Here is a 16846-nt window from a genome sequence, read left to right on the forward strand (position 1 = left end):
TGAGACCACTCGTAGAAGACGAGTTCGATAGACTCGGGGTGTACGCGTCAAGGCAACGAGACGTTCAGCCCGCGAGCACTAACAGGTCGAGCCACACAATCATACCGCATACTGGGATCTTCACCGTTCTGGTGGAAGGTCCAGGCGTTAACTGGATTGCGTTTACACACTGGTTTCAAGACCACCGATATTGGATCATGGTCGCGGTTCGATTCCGCGAATCGGCGTTAAGGCGGCCAGAGCGGTGAGGTTACACCCGTACCCATCCCGAACACGGAAGTTAAGCTCACCTGCGTTTGGGCGAGTACTGGAGTGCGCGAGCCTCTGGGAAAACCCATTCGCCGCCTCCATTCATACTACGAGCCACACACCCGTCGTGGGTGTGTGGCTTTCTTCATTTATGGCCCGGGAGTGCCGACAGTGCGCTCCGGGCAGCTACCAGCCCACAGTGGCAACACCGTATCGCTACGTTTAAACGCCAGAAAGCAGTAGTATCTGCTGCGTGCCAAGGTGGCAGAGTCCGGCCGAACGCAGCGGCCTGCAGAGCCGCCCATCGCCGGTTCAAATCCGGCCCTTGGCTTCTTTCGTACTCGATCCGTGAGCGACTGCTCTCTTCCGCCCCGTCACCCCCAGTCGAGACCGGTGGCCGCGTCCGGTGCGGGAAGCGGACTCTCCGGCAGGTCGTCGGCGAGTTCGGGGTCGTTGTAGCCGCCCGGAGCCACGTCGTTTGGCGCCTCGGGGTAGAACAGCGAGGCGAGTGTCTGGATGTGCTCGCGCCCGACCGAGAGTTCGAACTGGCCGCCACCGTACATCGTGATGTCGTGTTCGTCGCAGTAGTCGATGGTGTCGAGGAGGGACTGGACCGTCCCGAACCGGGAGGGTTTGATGTTGAGCCAGTCGGGGGCGAACGGGAGTGATTCGACGCTCTCGATGCCGGTTATCGGGTAGTCCCAGCTCACGCGGCCCTCGTGGCCGTCGAAGACGTGGCGGGTCTCGTCGGTGAGGGCGGGGTCTTCGATGACGGCGTCCGGGAACCCCTCGACGACACGGCGGTAGAGCTCCGGGTCGGGTTCCTGGTCGACGCTGGTGCCCTCGTAGAGGCCCTTGAGGTCGAGGACGCGGACGGCGTCGGTCGCGGCGAGGTCGGCGACGAGGTCGTCGTCCCAGTCGGGCGTCGGGTCGAGTTTGAACTCGGCGTCGGGGAAGACGTCGTGGATGTCGTCGATACGGTCGAAGGTCGGCGGGTCACCGAGCCGGGTGCTGACGATGAAGCGAACCGGGTCGTAGGACCGGCCGAGCACCTCACCCAGAGAGGTCCCTGCCTGTTTGAGCGCGAGGTCGAGCGCGGCGCTCTCGACGGCCCAGCGTCGGTAGTGGCGGGCGGTGTCGCGCTCGGGGGGCTGTGGAAAGAGGGACACGTCGTCGAGCGATTCGGAGAAGGTCTCGTGCGTGTACGTGCCCGCGAAGTCGAAGTCGTGTGCGTCGAGGAGTGCGTCGTGGTCGGGGGTGTCGTAGGTGACGTCCTCGCCGCGCCCGACGTGGCCGTCGCCGTGGAGTTCGAACACGGTCGAGACGCGGGTGAAGTCACTGGAGGTGTCGCGTTCGTGGCGGGTCAGCTCGTAGTCGTCGACCTGGAGGTCGAGGTCGGCCAGAGAGTCGTACAGTCCCATGGTACCGTGATTGATGGGGCAGTGGGAAGGGTCTACCGCCGTGGGATTCGCGCCAGCAGGACGTGTCGACAGAGAACCGGCTGTGAGGGGCGCTCGAACCGGTTGCGGGAGTTAGTAATCGTTATACGCGGGGCGTACTACGCCCCACACATGCAACGACGAGCAGCGGCGGCGTACGTCGCCTTATTCCTCGCACTCACGGCGGGGGCGTACGCGTTCATCACGATCGCAGAGGCCCCGGAAGTGGGACTCGAGAATCCGGACGCGACGCTGACATCGGGGGACACCCTCACAGTCGACGGTCGACAGTACAACGCGACCGAGGTGTCCGCCAGTGAATCGTCCGGCGGCGGCCACGGCGGTGGTGGCGGCGTCACCTACACGGCCAAACTGGTCTGGGTGAACGAGTCGGCGACGACCTCCGAGACGTGGACGAACAACACCACGGTCACCTACCAGAACACGACCTACCGCGCGTTCATCGCGAACACCTCCTCCCCGAACGAGGTGACCCTGCGCTGGGAGCCCGGTGACCAGTACAGCCCGCAGTGGGTCAACGGTACCCAGTACATCGACGGCGACCTCGACCAGCCGGACCGCCAGGCTGTCACCGTCGAGGAGTACATCGCGAACAACGACTCCATCGGCCGGCAGACGCTCGAGATCACCGGCGACACCTACAACTTCAAGGGCAACCAGAGCACGGTGACCCGCGAGCCGGAGACCCTCACGTTCACCTGGACGCAGCCCAAGGAGAACGAGGTCTCGTTCGGCCAGAACGCGAACGTGACGCTCAACGGCGTCGAGTACGCGGCACACTTCCCGGACGGCGAGTCGGTCCAGCTCAAGCGTGGTGAGGCCGCCCAGAAGGAGCTCATGGCCTCCCTCGAGACCGAGGACCGCTTCCACGAGCGCATCAACGGGCTCTGGGGCGTCGTCCTCGTCGGTGGCACCGCGCTCGTCCTGCTGGTCGGACTGGCGTTCCTGCCGCGCAAGGAGTAACGGCCTCGCTTCTTCCCGTCTCGTTTCGATTCAGGATTCCACCACGCTAGTTGCTCGTCTCGTTCTCCGCGCTGGCTGCTCACCAGCGTCGCTACTCGACGGACCGGTCTCTTCAGGTCCATCCAGTCGCGCCGCTCGTCACGTCCGTGACTTCGCAGAAGCGGGCCGGGAGGGACGTGAACCTCACTCGCTCCACTCACTACGTTCGTTTCGCTCGCTGGTTCCAGTCCTCGATGGCGTTTTCACTGCTCACTGTCGTTCGCAGGAAAACGGGCCGGGAGGGACTTGAACTACCCCCAGACGTGCTCGCTTCGCTGCGCGCGCCTGGTCTCTTCAAGACCCTCTGGCCGCGCTGCTCGTCACGTCCGTGACTTCGCAGAAGCGGGCCGGGAGGGACTTGAACCTCACTCGCTCCACTCACTATGTTCGTTTCGCTCGCTGGTTCCAGTCCTCGATGGCGTTTTCACTGCTCACTGTCGTTCGCAGGAAAACGGGCCGGGAGGGACTTGAACCCCCGACCGTCTGGTTAAAAGCCAGACGCTCTGCCGAACTGAGCTACCGGCCCCGTACCCCGAAATTGGCCCGGGCACGGTTAAATGATTATCGTTCTGTCGGGGTCGTTGCGAGAGTGTTTTCACGGGCGCTGTCGTGCTCGCAACCATGACCGAGTTCGCCAGCTGGGACGCGGAGTTGCGGGGGTTCCTCGAAGAGCTGTTACGATTCGACACGACCGACGGTGGCGAGCTGGCGGCCCAGCGCTGGCTTCGCGAGCAGTTCGAGGCGTTCGGGTTCGAGACGTACGAGTGGCTCGCCGACGCCGACGAGCTGGCAGAGCACCCCTCGTTCCCGGACGACCCCGCCGAGATCGAGACGGTCGCGCGGCCGAGCGTCGCTGGCGTGGTCGAGGTCGGTGACCCGGCGGCCGGGCCGACCATCGTCCTGAACGGGCACGTCGACGTGGTGCCGGTGACCGAGAGCGCGTGGGACACCGACCCCTTCGAGCCGGCGTGGGACGGTTCGCGCGTGACGGCCCGGGGTGCGGCCGACATGAAGGCGGGGCTGGCGGTCGCGGTGTTCGTGGCCCGCCACCTCGCAACGGAGGGGGAGTTCGACGGGCGCATCGTGGTCGAGTCGGTGGCTGGCGAGGAGGAGGGCGGTATCGGCGCGGCTGCGGCGGCGCTGTCGAACCCGTACCCCTTCGACCGGGACGCGGCCATCGTCACCGAGCCGACCGAGCTGGACGTGGTGACGGCCGTCGAGGGGAGCGTCATGATGGAGCTTCGCCTCGAGGGGCGGTCGGCACACGCGGCGACGCGCTGGCGCGGCGAGTCGGTGCTGCCGCACTTCGAGACGGTCCGCCACGCGTTCGCGGACCTGGAGACCGAGCGCGAGGAGCGCGTGACCCATCCCCTCTACGAGGACTTCCCCATCAAGTGGCCGGTGAGCTTCGGGACGGTCGATGCGGGGAACTGGGCCTCGGCGGTGCCCGACGAGCTGGTCGCACAGGTGCGCATCGGGGTCGCACCGGGCGAGACTGTCGCCGACGTGGAGGCCGAGTTCCGCGAGCGCCTCGAGTCGGTGGCCGAGGAGAGCGAGTGGCTCAGCGAGCACCCGCCCGAGTTCGAGCGCTTCTCCATCCAGTTCGAGTCCGCCGAGGTCGACCCCGGAGAGCCGGTCGTCGGCGCGGTGCAGGCCGCGGCCGCGGCGGCCGGGCTGGACAGCGAGCCCCGGGGGGCGACCTACGGGGCGGACAGCCGGCACTACGAGGCGGCCGGTATCCCGACCGTGCTGTTCGGGCCGGGGAGCATCGAGCAGGCGCACTTCCCGAACGAGACCGTCGACTTCGCGGAGGTGCTGACGGCGGGCGCGGTGCTCTCGGACGCGGTCGAACGCTTCTGCCGCGAGAATCAGAGGTAGTCGGAGAGGGCGTCCGAGACGGCCTCGTCGACGGACTTGCTCTCGATGGCGGCGTGTCGGCGGAGTTCGCGGTAGACGTCGGCGGGGAGCGTCACGGTGAGTTCGCCGAGGGACACGTCGTGTTCTGCGAGCGCCTCCTCGACGGGGACGCCGTCGTTGACGGCGCTGGCGACGGTGCGGACCTGGCGGACCGTGAGGTCGCCGTCGAGGGTGGCCCACGCGAGGTGGAACCGGGCCTCGCCGCCGACGCGGGCGATGTGCTTGGCGGCGGTCGGGGCGATGTGGCCCATCGCGACGTGCCGGCGGATGGACTGGGGGAGGTCGTGGACGCGGGCCCACTTCCGGATGAACGAGACGGTCGCGGGGTCGCCGGCGCGCTCGGCTGCGACCTTGTAGGAGCCGGTCCCGCGGACGAGTGCGGCGCAGGCGGCCGCCCCGCGGAGCATGTAGACGTTGTCGCTACCGCCGACCGTGTTCTGTGCGAACCGGCGCACCGTGTCGGCGGCCTCGGCGACGCTCTCGGGGTCGTCGGGGTCGAACTCGACCGCGTCCCGGGCGCGTTCGCCGGTCACCGCGGGGTCGCCGCGGATGACGGGCTCGCCGACCGGCGATTCACGGCCGGCACCGGTCGGAGGGTCGTCTGTCATGGGGGAGGATTCACCGTCATCAGTGAAAAGCGCCTCGCTGGTGTGCGCCGGTCACTCCTCGTCGCGCTGGTCGGAGAGGTGCTCCCAGATCTCGGTACAGCCAGCGCCGACGTCCACGTCGCGAAGGTGCTCGTCGTGGCGTTCGTTCTCGGTGTCGTCCTCGTCGGGGTCGCGTTCGACGTTCTGGCGCGTCATCGCTCTCCCTCCGGTTCGTACAGCTCGGGAGCGACGTCTGCTGACGCGTGCTGGCGTTCGGGTGTCGACTCGTCGGTCATCGATGCCTCCTATGACAGGAAGGGGTATAACCGACGCTCCAGACACAATCGTGTCCGCCACTACCCGATACCGGATACTGCCGCCGGTACCTGTGACGGCACGTGGTCGGGTGATCCGGCCGCCTGCTGGCGGTTCGGGCCACGGGTGGCGTCACCGACGACGCGAACCCTTGCACGAGGCGAAGGACGAAGGCGTCCCGGTGTCGTACTGACGGTATGGCCACGCAACTGCGGGTCCTCGACGACGGCGCGTGGATCAGCGTCAACAACGAGCGACAGGTGCCCAACAGCGACATCTGGCCGCTCGCGACGACCGACTTCTGTGACTGTGAGGTCGCCTACGTGGTCCTCGAGGCGTTCACCGAGGTCGGGGTCGACCGCCACCGCGTCGAGGTGTGTGCGGTCGGCCAGTGCATCGACTGCGGGACCGAGGGCTTCCTCGACTGGCTGCCGGTTGGCCGGGTCAGCGACGGCGACTTCCACGCCTTCGACCCCACCGAACTCCGGGCGACGCTCGAACCTGGCAAGAATCTCCGGTAGGCGGGAGTACCGGGGCTACCTGACGAGGGAGGGGCTGGTTTAGTGCTAGAGCCGGTATGCGTTTCTATGCCGACCGACGTCGAGGAGTGGAAGTCCGAGCTCTACGGCACGGACATCCGCGCCCACATGGAACGGTTCGCCGAGGAGGGCTGGGACGCCATCCCGGAGGACGAGCGAGACGCGTGGTTCGAGCGCTTCAAGTGGTACGGCCTGTACCACCAGCGCGCCGGCCAGGAGTCCTACTTCATGATGCGCATCGGGCCGCCGGCAGGCGTGCTCGAACCCGGCCAGCTCCGGAAGATCGGAGAGGTCGCGAAGGAGTACTCGCAGGGCCCCGCCGAGAACCCCGAGTTCGGGAACGGCTGGGCCGACGTGACCACCCGTCAGGCCATCCAGCTCCACTGGATCAACATCGAGGACGTGCCCGACATCTGGGACGAACTCGAGTCCGTGGGCCTCTCGACCCTGCAGGCCTGCGGTGACTCCTGGCGCAACATCGTCGGCTGTCCGGTCGCCGGCAAGGACAAGCACGAGCACGTCGACGCGCTGCCGACCATCCACGAGCTCAACGACCGCTTCAAGGGCAACGAGGAGCACTCGAACCTCCCCCGGAAGTGGAAGGTCTCCGTCACCGGCTGCCGCGAGGGCTGTGGCCAGGGCGACATCAACGACCTCGCGCTCGAACCCGCCACGAAGGAGATCGACGGCGAACAGGTCGAGGGCTACAACATCCGCGTTGGCGGCGGCCTCTCCCGGAACGAGCCCCGCCTCGCCCGCGACATCGACGTGTTCGCGACGCCCGAGCGCGTCGCCGACGTCGCCGGCGGCATCTCGGCGCTGTTCCGCGAGTACGGTGACCGCGAGGACCGCTACAACGCCCGCATCAAGTTCCTCGTCGACGAGTGGGGCACCGAGAAGCTCCGCGAGACGCTCCAGGAGGAGTTCGTCGACTTCGAACTCCACACCGCCGGCGAGGACCTCCGCTCGGAGTACACCTACAACGCCGGCTACGAGAAGGGCGGCCACCACGACCACGTGGGTATCCACGAGCAGGACGACGGCAACTACTACGTCGGCCTGAACTGCCTCGTGGGCCGCGTCGGCGCGGACGACGTCATCGCGATGGCCGACGCCGCCGAGGAGTACGCCTCCGGCGAGGCACGCCTCACCCAGCGCCAGAACATCATCCTCACGGACGTCCCCGAGGAGAACCTCGACGACCTGCTTTCGGAGCCGGTCTTCGAGCACTACTCGCCGGACCCGCACCCGTTCATGCGTGGCTCCATCGCCTGTACCGGCACCGAGTTCTGCTCGCTCTCCATCGTGGAGACGAAGAACCGGCAGGTGCGCTACGCTCGCTGGCTGAAGGAGCACGTCGACCTGCCCGAGGGCATCGAGGACTTCCACATCCACCTCTCGGGCTGTACGGCCTCCTGCGCCCAGCCCCAGATCGCCGACGTCTCCCTGCGCGGCATGAAGACGCGCAAGGACGGCGAGCCGGTCGAGGCCCTCGACATCGGCCTCGGCGGCGGCCTCGGCGAGGAGCCCCAGTTCGCGGAGTGGGTCACCGAGCGCGTCCCGGCCGACGAGGTCCCGGGCGCCATCGAGAACCTGCTCGCGAACTTCGAGGCCCAGCGCGAGGGTGAGGAGAGCTTCCGGGCCTTCGTCGCTTCGCGCGACGCCGAGGAACTCGCGGAACTCGTCGAACCCGAGGAGACCAGCTACGAGGACCCGTTCATGCACAACACGAAGCGGACGTGGTACCCCTACGCCGAGGAGGACTCGATGGACGCGAGCCCGGCCCCGAACGCGGCGGACGGCACGCCGCTGGCGGACGCCGACGACTGACCGCGCTCTCGTTCTCACTTTCGCGCTCTCGCTCTCTCGGTTTCGTTCTCACTCTCGCTCTCGCCCTCACTGCCCGGCGAACAGCAGCAATCGACCGCTGACGAAGGCGAAGTAGGCCATTATCATGTAGAACCCCTCCCTCCTGCCGAGGCTGCCCTTCCCGAGCGTCCACAGCCAGCCGAGTACGGCGACCCCCGCGAGGACCTTCACCGGGAGGTCCCACACCACGACCGCCTGCGGGACCTGGTACGTCGAGATGGCGCCGCCCAGCCCGATGGCGAGCAGCGGGTTCACGATGTTGCTCCCGACGAGCGTCCCGATGGCGATGTCGGGGGCGCGCCGGCGCAGCCCCTCGAAGACGGTCGAGAGCTCTGGCAGGGCAGCCGCGAGCCCGATGGTGACGAGGCCGACCATCGACCCGCCGAGGCGGAGCCGGTCGACGACCAGCTCGACGGCCTCGAGCACGACGTAGGCCCCGACGATGACGCCGACCAGCCCCAGCACCGCGATGGCGGCGTCACGCCCCACGCGCTTGCTCTCGGGCTCCGGGGGCACCCCACCGCGCTCGCGGTGGGTCACGGCGTAGTACGTGTGCGCCGCGTACGCCGCCAGGAGCAGGAGGCCGTCGAGGCGCGATATCGTCCCGTCGACCGCGACCAGCAGGACGAGCACGGACGCCAGCACCATCGGGACGAACGTCGACCTGAGGAAGGTGCTGCGCGGGTGGTAGCGCCCGTACCCCACGAGGAAGATGCCGAACAGCAGCAACTGCTGGGTCACCGACGAGCCCATGTTCCCGCCGAGGACCGTCGCCGAGGCCACGGTGAAGTCGAGCGTCCCGGAGACGATGCCCAGCGACGCGATGACGTGCGAGCCGATCTCGGGCAGGCTCGTCCCGACCGCGACGATGGTCACGCCGACGACCACGTCGGGGACGTCGTAGTGCTTGGCGAGTCGGATGAGCGCCCCGACCGCCCCCTGCGCGCTCTTGACGAGGACCGCCAGCGCGAGCACTCCCACGAGCAACGGTTGGATAGTCGAGACGTCGACCATACCTGTCCGGTCGCGCGGCTGGTATTTGAGGATTACCTGGGGGACCGTCGCGGGCAGTCGGCCTCGACGGAGAACGGCTGTCTCTCACTCGACGGCGACGGGGTCGAAGTACTCGCTGCTCCGGCGGCGGGCCAACACCCGTGACCCGGGCGCGAACCGCGAGGGGGTGACCCCCGTCGGTTTCGCGCCTCGGACGAGGTTCAGGCTCCCGAAGGCGTCGGGGGAACCGTCCCTGTAGAGGTACACCTCGACGCCGGGCTCGATGGGGTCGTCGAGGTGGTGCTCCCACGCGTTCGGGCCGTTCTCTTCGGGGACGTAGACGACGCTCTCCGGTTCGATCCGGGCGCCGGAGTCGATGGTCAGTTTCACGAACCGTCGGTCGTCGGTGAAGGTGGCCGAGACCGTTGGGACCTCGTCCGCCGCGGTGGCCACCCACGCCGGTTCGCTGACCGACACCTGCCCGAGGGAGTCGAGTTCGAACCTGCTCAGGAACGCCCTCGTGTCTCCGTCGGGCTGGTCGACTCGGTAGGTCGCCTCGACCGACCGGATGATGGCGTTCTCGTCGACCTCGGCCGTCACTGACAGGTCCTGTAGCGTCCCCCCGTAGTGGTCCGGGACCGCGGTCTCGTCCGCGATCCCCGCGGATTCGACGCGCCAGACGGCAGGGTACTCCTCCGTGACGAGTGTCGGCTTGTTCCACGCCGCCGCACGGAGCAGCGGTTCGAGTTCCAGTTTCCAGGTGAGCTCACGGACCGCGTAGTCCTGCCGGTCGTTCCCGTAGGTGTAGTGGTCGCCCACGTCCTCGCGCCAGAAGCCGTCGGTGCTGTCCCGGTATATCTCGCACGGGGTGCCGAGGTGGGCCCGGGTCCACGAGCCGTAGGCCGTCCCGTCGTCGACCCGGTACTCCTTCTGCCACTCCATCCGCGAGTTGTCGGCGTCGACCTTCGACCACTTCGTGTGGAAGCTCGCCTGCGAGAGCGCCTGCGTGTGGAACGCGAAGAGGAACCGGCCGATACCGTCGTCGGAGAGCCCACTCGGGTACTCCAGCTCGCCGACCCGCCCGGTGGTCGTCTGCGGGTCGGTCTCGGCCGCCGTCTTCGTCGCGGTGGCCGTACTGCTCGTCCGGACCGACATCCGTCCTGTCCGGTCCTCCTCACCGGAGCTCAACCGCAGGCAGCCGGCCACGGCGACCCCCGATAGCGCCCCCAGCAGCGCCCGTCGTTTCATACCCGCAACCTATCGATAGCTGCTGAAAAGTTTACTGGCTGTCACGTCTGGTTGCCCGCGCGGCGCAACTCGCGCCCAATCCCGCCGCCGACGAGCGGCCTAAGTGCCCTGCCCTCCTCACGCCGCACATGGCCGACCGACTGCTCAAGGTCAACGCGTACACGACCCTCGACCTCGTCGACGCCGAGGCGCGGGGCCACGACTTCACAGAGGAGGGCTTCTCGGTGGCGAACGTCACCACCGACGACGACGGGAACGTCCTCCTGCAACTGGAACTCGACAACATGACGGAACAGCACCTGCCCGCCCACGTCGACGAACTCTCGCTCGACCCGGACCAGGCGCGGACGCTGGCGGCGGCGCTGGAGAAGTCCGCCGAGACGGCGGCTGGCGGCGACGAGTAGCCCCGGTTCAGACGTCGAGCGTCTTGAACGGCGTCTCCGGCGGCGGACTGCTCGTGTTGAGTTCCCACTCGATGCCGTAGGTATCGACGACGAAGGCGGCGGTCTCGCGCTGGTCGACGCCGCAGTCCAGTTCGCGGGCGCGGTCGCAGATGGCGCCGAGTTCCGCGTCGCTCACGGTCAGTGCGATGTGGTCGACGTGACCGCCCTCGGGCGTCGAGGGGTCGTGGGCGAGCGCGAGCGCGAGGTCGTCGCGACCGACGAACGTCAGCCCCGGGTCGACGCCGGCGGCGTCGGCTTCGGGCCACTCCATGCCCTCGGGGAGGGCCCCGAAGTCCCCGTCGAGGCTCCCCTCCCGGAACAGCACGTCGAGGTCGAACAGCTCGCAGTAGAACGATTCTGCGGTGGGGACGTCCGGGACGCCGAGGGCGATGTGGTGTAAGCCACCGAGTGTCATGTATAAGAAAACGGACTGGAGAGGGAAAAAGCCCGTACCGGTCGCGGGGGCGGTCGGGTGGGTCGTCGGCCGCGTCGACCTGTCAGAGCGACGGGTACCAGGACGCGGCGGCGCGCTGGACCGCCTGGAGGTAGTCGGACCAGGCGGCCAGCGGCGCGAACGCGAGGCCGGCGCGGCCGTCACGCGCGTCTGACTCGTCGAACGTCGGGCGGACGGTGATGGTCGTCTCGCAGTCGGGGCAGTCGTAGGCGGTGCCGGAGGGGTGGTCCACGAGGACCCAGTCGCCGTCGGCCGGGGACGCGTGGTCGCAGTCCGGGCAGAACAGCGTCGCCTTCGGTCGGCTCTCGCTGGCGCCCGGTGTGGAGGGAATGGTGGGCATACGCGAGGGTCAGGGCTGGAAGACCAAAAGCACACGCTGAGGATGTGAAACGTACGCAACAGAGCTGTTCACACTGTGCTGGCGGCCGCCTCACCCGAGCGCCACGTCGAGCGAGAGCATCACCATCACGCCGACCATCGTCCCGATGGTCGCGACGCGTTCGTGCCCGCGGGCGTGGGTCTCGGGGACGATCTCGTCGCTGATGACGAACAGCATCCCGCCGGCCGCGAAGCCCATCGCGTAGGGGAGGATCGGCTCGGCGAGCGACACCGCCAGCGCGCCGAACAGCGCGAGCGGAATCTCGACGAGGCCGGCCCGGATGCCGGCGAAGGCGGCGTAGAAACGCTTGCCGAGCCCGGCGTTGATGGCCGCGATGGACACCGCCAGCCCCTCGGGGATGTTCTGGATGCCGATGGCGAGCATGAGCGAGAGCGCGTTGCCCAGCGCGCTCTGGCCGTCGAGGGTCGCGCCCGGGTCGATGGCCGCGGAGCCGAAGCCGACCCCGACCGCCAGCCCCTCGGGCATGTTGTGCAGCGTGATGGCGACGATGAACAGCAGGACGGACGCGACCCGGGCGTCGTCGCCGCGACCCTCCAGTCGCTTCCTGCCCGTGATGGCGACGTGGACGTGGGGCACCCACTCGTCGGCCCGGTCGAGCAGCGCCACGCCGGCGAAGAAGCCGACGACGACCGGCAGGAGGCGCCCGCCGGCGAGTTCGATGCCCGGCAGGATGAGGCTCGTGTAACTCGCCGAGAGCATCACGCCGGCGGCGAACCCGAGGGCCGCGTCGAGGGCGCGCTCGGACGGGTCGTCCCAGACGAAGACGAGCAGCGCGCCGAGCATGTTCATCGCCGCGATGACGACGCCGCCGACCAGCCCCCAGAGCAGGGCGCTGTGGCCGAACCACGCGGTGAACTGCTGTTCGATGGCGGCGACGAGTCCCGGCATTCGCGTCGGGGTACTCCCGCCGCCGAGAAAACCGTTACCGAATCACGGCCTACTCGCCGGCCGCGGTGAGCCGCGACACCTCGTCGTCGGTGAGTTCGATGGCCGACGCGGCGACGTTCTCCTCTAAGTGCTCGATGCTCGACGTGCCCGGAATCGGGAGGGTCACGTCGGAGCGGTGCAGCAGCCACGCCAGCGCGATCTGCTGGTGGGAGGCGTCGTGGGCGTCGGCCACGTCGTCGAGAGCGTCGCCGACCGAGTCGAGGTCGCCCGCGGCCAGCGGGTACCACGGGATGAAGCCGATACCGTAGTCCTCGCAGGCCTCGAGGACGTCGGCCTCGTCGCGATAGGCGACGTTGTAGCGGTTCTGTACCGTCGCGACGTCGACGACCTCGCGGGCCGTGTCGAGTTGCTCGACCGTGACGTTGCTCACGCCGACGTGGTCGACGACCCCGTCGTCCTTGAGTGCGGCGAGCGCCTGCATCGATTCCTCGAAGTCGGTGTCCGGGTCGGGCCGGTGGTACTGGTAGAGGTCGATGCTCTCGACGCCGAGGCGGTCGAGCGAGCAGAGGTGCGCGTTCCGGAGGTAGTCCGGGTCGCCCATCGGGAGCCACTCGCCCTCGCGGTTCCGGAGGAGGCCGCCCTTCGTCGCCACGACGAGGTCGTCGCGTGTCGTGTCCAGCGCCTCCCCGATGAGGCGCTCGGAGACGCCCGGGCCGTAGGAGTCCGCGGTGTCTATCATGTCCACGCCGAGGTCGACCGCGCGCTGGAGGACCTCGTGTGCGTACGCCTCGTCCTCGGGCCGACCGATGATGTCCTCGCCCGTGAGCCGCATCGCGCCGAACCCGAGTCGCTTGACCGTGTACTCGCCGCCGATGTCGAAGGTATCCGCCTGGTTCTGGACTGGCATCGTGTTCGTGAGAACCGTCGCGGGCGGGACTGAAATGTGTCCGTGTCGCGGTGGACTGGGCGGGGCTTCTGGCGATGGTGACCGACGGTGACCCCGCCCGGACGGACCGCCGACAGCAGTACGACCTTCAACCCCCGCCCCCTATACGACAACCAACATGAGCAAGTGGACGCGAGACGACATGCCCGCCCAGCGCGGCAAGGTCGTCGTCGTGACGGGGGCGAACAGTGGGCTCGGCTACGAGGCGACGAAGACCTTCGCCGAGAAGGGTGCGACGGTCGTGCTGGCCTGCCGGAGCGTCGAGAAGGGCGAACGGGCGGTCCGGGAGATCCAGCAGTCGGTCCCGGACGCGGACCTCGACGTGCGCGAGTGCGACCTCGCGTCGCTGGAATCGGTCCGCGTCTTCACGGAGGCCTTCCAGGAGGACTACGACGAACTCCACGTCCTCTGCAACAACGCCGGCGTGATGGCCATCCCCCGGCAGGAGACGCGAGACGGCTTCGAGATGCAGTTCGGCGTGAACCACCTCGGGCACTTCGCGCTGACCGGTCACCTCCTCGACGCACTCCACCAGACCGAGGGCGAGACGCGCGTCGTCACCCAGTCCAGTGGCCTGCACGAGCGCGGCCGCATCGACTTCGACGACCTCCACGGCGAGGACGACTACGACGAATGGGACGCCTACGCCCAGAGCAAGTTGGCGAACGTCCTGTTCGCCTACGAGTTCGACCGCCTGCTCGACGAGGCCGACATCGAGAACGTCCTCAGCGTGGCCTGTCACCCCGGCTACGCGGCCACGAACCTCCAGCGCCGCGGCCCCGAGCAGTCGGGCTCCACCCTGCGGCTCTGGATGATGAAGGTCGCGAACGCGGTCATGGCGCAGTCGGCGGCGCAGGGGGCGCTCCCGATGCTGTACGCCGCGACGGCCTACGACGTGGCCGGCGGCGAGTACGTCGGGCCGGGCGGGTTCATGGACATGCGCGGGTCCCCGGAGAAGCAACGCTCCAGCGACCGCTCCTACGACGTGGCGACCGCAGAACGCCTCTGGGACGTCTCGGAGGACCTCACCGGCGTCGAGTACGACTTCGGCGTCCGGGCGACGCTCGACCGCGACCGGGACCGGTAGTCGGGCCCCGGCGACGGTGGCTCGCGCCTCTGCTGCTGTCGTGTTCTCGTCGTCCTACTCGCCGCCGTGGTCGCCGCCCCCGGCGGGGGCCTTGCTCTCGGCGGCGAGGTCCTCCCAGGAGACGCGGCCGGCGTCGAGGATGGCGTCGGGCGCCAGCGCCTCGTCGTTGAGGACGCGGACGGCGGCCTCCATCGGCGGGCGGAGCTGGCCGGTCTGCTCGGCGGTCGCCTGCGACGCACCGGGGCCGGTCGCCTCCTCGACGACGACGCGCATGACCATGCCGAAGGTCTCGTGGGGCGTGCAGACGAGGTCGTACACGCCGGTGGTCTCGAACTCGTAGAGCCAGTACGAGCCGGGCTTCAGCATGGGTGAGGTCAGCCCGGGGGTGCCCTCGGGGACGCGGGGCGTCCGGCCGAAGTCGGTGTGGAACGCGTTGACGGCGTGGTCCGGCGAGGCCGCGACGAACTTGACGACGTCACCCGACTCGATGGCGAGGCCGGTCGGCTCGAAGAAGAACTCCGGCGGGCCCTGCTCGCGGGGTCGGATCGAGAGCGTCACGGTGTGGTCGGGCTCCTTCGCGGGCTCGGTGTCGGCGGTCTCGCCGATCCAGCCGTAGGTCGCGTCGATGCTCTCGGTCGGCTCGCCGGTCCCGAGGACGCCGCCGAGGCAGCCGGCGGTCGAGACGAGGCCGGCCGCCCCGAGTGCGCCGACGAACTGTCGGCGCCCGATGGTCGATGTGCGGTGCTGTGTCGAGCGGTCTCCCCCTGTCATAGCAGCCCTCTGGAGGGTCCAAAAGGTAATAAATATTATAGGACGCGTGGTAGCACCGCGCTCACGTGTCACATGGAACCGCGGAGCACCTTCGCCGCGGTCAGGATGGGGTCCCAGACCGGGGCGAACGGCGGGGCGTAGGCGAGGTCGGTCCGTTCGAGTTCGGCGACCGTCGCGTCCTGCTCCAGCGCCATCGCGAGGACGTCGATGCGGATGGCGGCCCGGTCGGTGCCGACGATGGTCCCGCCGAGCAAGCGCCCGGAGGTGCGGTCAGCGACGAGCGTGACGGTCGTCTCGGCCGCCCCGGGGTAGTAGCCCGAGCGCGACCGGGACGTGATGGTCTCGGACACCGGGTCGAAGCCGTGCTCGCGGGCGGCGTCGAGGTCGACGATGCCCGTCCGGCCGCACTCCTGCTCGAACGCCTTGACCACCGCGGTCCCCGCGATGTCGCCGACCGGCTCGGGGTCGGCGTCGGGGCCACCCGCGACGGTCTGGCCGATGGCGCGCCCGGCCCGGTTCGCCGTGAGGCCGAGGGGCACCCAGTCCGGCTCGCCCGTGACGGCGTGGCGCATCTCGGCCACGTCGCCGGCCGCGTAGACCGATTCGACGTTCGTCCGACCGTAGTCGTCGACCGCGATGGCCCCGGAGTCACCGAGTTCGACCGGTGTCCCTTCCACGATACCCGTGTTCGGGCGGATGCCGATACCGACCAGCGCCATCTCGACCGCGATGGCCTGCCCGTCGAAGGCGATGGCCTCGACCCGGCCGTCGGCGTCGCTCCGGATGCCCTCGACCTCGCTCTTCAGGTGCAGGGTGACGCCCTGCTCGCGCAGGTGGTCCTCGACGCGGTCGGCGACCGCCTCCCCGAAGGGCTTCAGGACGTGCTCGCTCCGCTGGAACAGGTGGACGTCGAGGTCGTGCGCCGAGAACGCCTCCGCCATCTCGACGCCGACGTAGCCCCCGCCGACGATGGCGACCGATTCCGGCGGCTCCATGGCGCCGTAGTGGCGCACCTCCTCCTCGTCGACGTACGGCTCACCGCCCACGTCGGCCACGGCGTCGACGTCGGGGTCCAGCAGGAACGCCCGCGTCCGGGCCGCCGAGTCGAGGCCGTGCATCGTGAACGCGCCCTCGCAGTCCGCGCCATCGATGGGGCTCGTGACGGCGTGGGCCCCGGTGGCGACGAGCAGGTCGCCGTAGGGCTGTTCGAACGTCTCGTCGTGGCGCCCCCGGACGGTCACGGTCTTCGCGTCCGTGTCGACCGACAGCACCTCGTGGTTCCGTCGCAGGTCGATGCCGCGGTCGGCCACGTCCTCGGGCGAGAGCGAGAGCAAGCGGTCCAGCGATTCCACCTCGCCCTTCACGAAGTACGGCATCCCGCAGTGGGCGTAGGACACCCACGAGCCCTTCTCGAAGACCACCACCTCGCGGTCGGGGTCCTCGCGTTTGCACTTGCTCGCGGCGCTGAGGCCGGCGGCGTCACCACCGACGACGACGAACGGGTCCGTCATACCGGCACAATCGCGCGATGGCATCAAGATAGTTGCTCCTGCTGGCACCCGAGACGCACGGCCGTGGGGTCCTCCGGGCGGTCGCCGGTACCGACCGCCCCACACCAGCGACCCCTCATCCGGACGTCTCATCGTCCCTGAATACCCGGATAGGAGTTGTCTCACAC

17 protein-coding genes, 2 tRNA genes and 2 rRNA genes are annotated in these 16846 nt (G+C 68.7%); 9 read left to right on the forward strand and 12 right to left on the reverse strand.

Features of this window, described 5'->3' with window-relative positions; translation table 11 throughout:
• The 3 genes from NOV86_RS12325 to NOV86_RS12335 all read left to right on the forward strand — a co-directional run.
• Positions 1-102: ribosomal RNA gene (locus NOV86_RS12325) — 23S ribosomal RNA — on the forward strand; the annotation flags it as partial.
• 126 nt (positions 103-228) lie between these two features.
• Positions 229-350: ribosomal RNA gene (gene rrf, locus NOV86_RS12330) — 5S ribosomal RNA — on the forward strand.
• 154 nt (positions 351-504) lie between these two features.
• Positions 505-580 (forward strand) — tRNA-Cys (locus NOV86_RS12335).
• 43 nt (positions 581-623) lie between these two features.
• On the opposite strand, the gene NOV86_RS12340 is transcribed toward NOV86_RS12335, so the two are convergent.
• Positions 624-1670 carry an enolase-like domain-containing protein gene (locus NOV86_RS12340; RefSeq protein WP_267641738.1) on the reverse strand — a complete coding sequence of 349 codons (1047 nt, stop codon included), beginning with the start codon at positions 1668-1670 and terminating at the stop codon, positions 624-626.
• Positions 1671-1820: 150 nt separating this feature from the next.
• Here NOV86_RS12340 and NOV86_RS12345 point away from each other — a divergent pair, with 150 nt between their 5' ends.
• Positions 1821-2672 (forward strand): DUF8231 family protein, encoded by an 852-nt coding sequence (locus NOV86_RS12345; RefSeq protein ID WP_267641739.1) that lies wholly within the window; start codon positions 1821-1823, stop codon positions 2670-2672.
• Positions 2673-3163: 491 nt separating this feature from the next.
• Here NOV86_RS12345 and NOV86_RS12350 read toward each other — a convergent pair.
• Positions 3164-3237 (reverse strand) — tRNA-Lys (locus tag NOV86_RS12350).
• A 95-nt stretch (positions 3238-3332) separates the two neighbouring features.
• On the opposite strand from NOV86_RS12350, the gene NOV86_RS12355 reads away from it, so the two are divergent.
• Complete coding sequence (locus NOV86_RS12355; RefSeq protein ID WP_267641740.1) at positions 3333-4589, forward strand: M20/M25/M40 family metallo-hydrolase; 1257 nt, start codon at positions 3333-3335, stop codon at positions 4587-4589.
• On the opposite strand, the gene NOV86_RS12360 is transcribed toward NOV86_RS12355, so the two are convergent.
• Both NOV86_RS12360 and NOV86_RS12365 read right to left on the reverse strand, forming a co-directional pair.
• On the reverse strand, positions 4580-5236 hold the full coding sequence (locus tag NOV86_RS12360; RefSeq protein ID WP_267641741.1) for a DUF7119 family protein: 657 nt from the start codon (positions 5234-5236) through the stop codon (positions 4580-4582). The genes NOV86_RS12355 and NOV86_RS12360 overlap by 10 nt on opposite strands.
• Positions 5237-5287: 51 nt before the next feature.
• Positions 5288-5431 carry a DUF8595 family protein gene (locus NOV86_RS12365; RefSeq protein ID WP_267641743.1) on the reverse strand — a complete coding sequence of 48 codons (144 nt, stop codon included), beginning with the start codon at positions 5429-5431 and terminating at the stop codon, positions 5288-5290.
• 296 nt (positions 5432-5727) lie between these two features.
• Here NOV86_RS12365 and NOV86_RS12370 point away from each other — a divergent pair, with 296 nt between their 5' ends.
• A complete protein-coding gene (locus tag NOV86_RS12370) occupies positions 5728-6051 on the forward strand; it encodes a DUF8134 family protein (RefSeq protein ID WP_267641744.1) in 324 nt (107 codons plus the stop codon).
• A gap of 66 nt (positions 6052-6117) precedes the next feature.
• Complete coding sequence (locus tag NOV86_RS12375; protein WP_267641746.1) at positions 6118-7899, forward strand: nitrite/sulfite reductase; 1782 nt, start codon at positions 6118-6120, stop codon at positions 7897-7899.
• A 66-nt stretch (positions 7900-7965) separates the two neighbouring features.
• Here the strand turns inward: NOV86_RS12375 and NOV86_RS12380 are convergent, their stop codons facing one another.
• Together NOV86_RS12380 and NOV86_RS12385 are read right to left on the reverse strand one after the other, a co-directional pair.
• On the reverse strand, positions 7966-8952 hold the full coding sequence (locus NOV86_RS12380; RefSeq protein WP_267641748.1) for a sodium:calcium antiporter: 987 nt from the start codon (positions 8950-8952) through the stop codon (positions 7966-7968).
• Positions 8953-9036: 84 nt separating this feature from the next.
• Positions 9037-10179, reverse strand: a complete 1143-nt coding sequence (locus NOV86_RS12385) for a hypothetical protein (protein WP_267641750.1) — start codon at positions 10177-10179, stop codon at positions 9037-9039.
• Positions 10180-10307: 128 nt separating this feature from the next.
• Between NOV86_RS12385 and NOV86_RS12390 the strand changes: the two genes are divergently transcribed.
• Positions 10308-10583 (forward strand): DUF6360 family protein, encoded by a 276-nt coding sequence (locus NOV86_RS12390; protein ID WP_267641751.1) that lies wholly within the window; start codon positions 10308-10310, stop codon positions 10581-10583.
• A gap of 7 nt (positions 10584-10590) precedes the next feature.
• On the opposite strand, the gene NOV86_RS12395 is transcribed toward NOV86_RS12390, so the two are convergent.
• The 4 genes from NOV86_RS12395 to NOV86_RS12410 form a co-directional block, all read right to left on the reverse strand.
• Entirely contained in the window at positions 10591-11037 is a 447-nt protein-coding gene (locus tag NOV86_RS12395; RefSeq protein WP_267641752.1) for a VOC family protein, read from the reverse strand.
• 82 nt (positions 11038-11119) lie between these two features.
• The gene (locus NOV86_RS12400) at positions 11120-11416 is read right to left on the reverse strand and encodes a DUF8106 domain-containing protein (RefSeq protein WP_267641753.1); all 297 of its coding nucleotides are present in this window, start codon (positions 11414-11416) and stop codon (positions 11120-11122) included.
• 90 nt (positions 11417-11506) lie between these two features.
• Positions 11507-12364 carry a ZIP family metal transporter gene (locus NOV86_RS12405; protein ID WP_267641754.1) on the reverse strand — a complete coding sequence of 286 codons (858 nt, stop codon included), beginning with the start codon at positions 12362-12364 and terminating at the stop codon, positions 11507-11509.
• A gap of 49 nt (positions 12365-12413) precedes the next feature.
• Positions 12414-13271, reverse strand: coding sequence for an aldo/keto reductase (locus NOV86_RS12410; RefSeq protein ID WP_267641755.1), 858 nt, complete (start codon positions 13269-13271; stop codon positions 12414-12416).
• Between the two features lie 157 nt (positions 13272-13428).
• Between NOV86_RS12410 and NOV86_RS12415 the strand changes: the two genes are divergently transcribed.
• Positions 13429-14397, forward strand: a complete 969-nt coding sequence (locus tag NOV86_RS12415) for an oxidoreductase (RefSeq protein ID WP_267641756.1) — start codon at positions 13429-13431, stop codon at positions 14395-14397.
• 54 nt (positions 14398-14451) lie between these two features.
• On the opposite strand, the gene NOV86_RS12420 is transcribed toward NOV86_RS12415, so the two are convergent.
• Both NOV86_RS12420 and NOV86_RS12425 read right to left on the reverse strand, forming a co-directional pair.
• Positions 14452-15168, reverse strand: a complete 717-nt coding sequence (locus tag NOV86_RS12420) for a plastocyanin/azurin family copper-binding protein (protein WP_267641757.1) — start codon at positions 15166-15168, stop codon at positions 14452-14454.
• Positions 15169-15236: 68 nt separating this feature from the next.
• Positions 15237-16679: an FAD-dependent oxidoreductase gene (locus NOV86_RS12425; protein ID WP_267641759.1), complete on the reverse strand. Its 1443-nt coding sequence runs from the start codon at positions 16677-16679 to the stop codon at positions 15237-15239.
• Between the last annotated feature and the right edge of the window lie 167 nt (positions 16680-16846).

Source organism: Haloarchaeobius amylolyticus (assembly GCF_026616195.1).
Taxonomy (GTDB): domain Archaea; phylum Halobacteriota; class Halobacteria; order Halobacteriales; family Natrialbaceae; genus Haloarchaeobius; species Haloarchaeobius amylolyticus.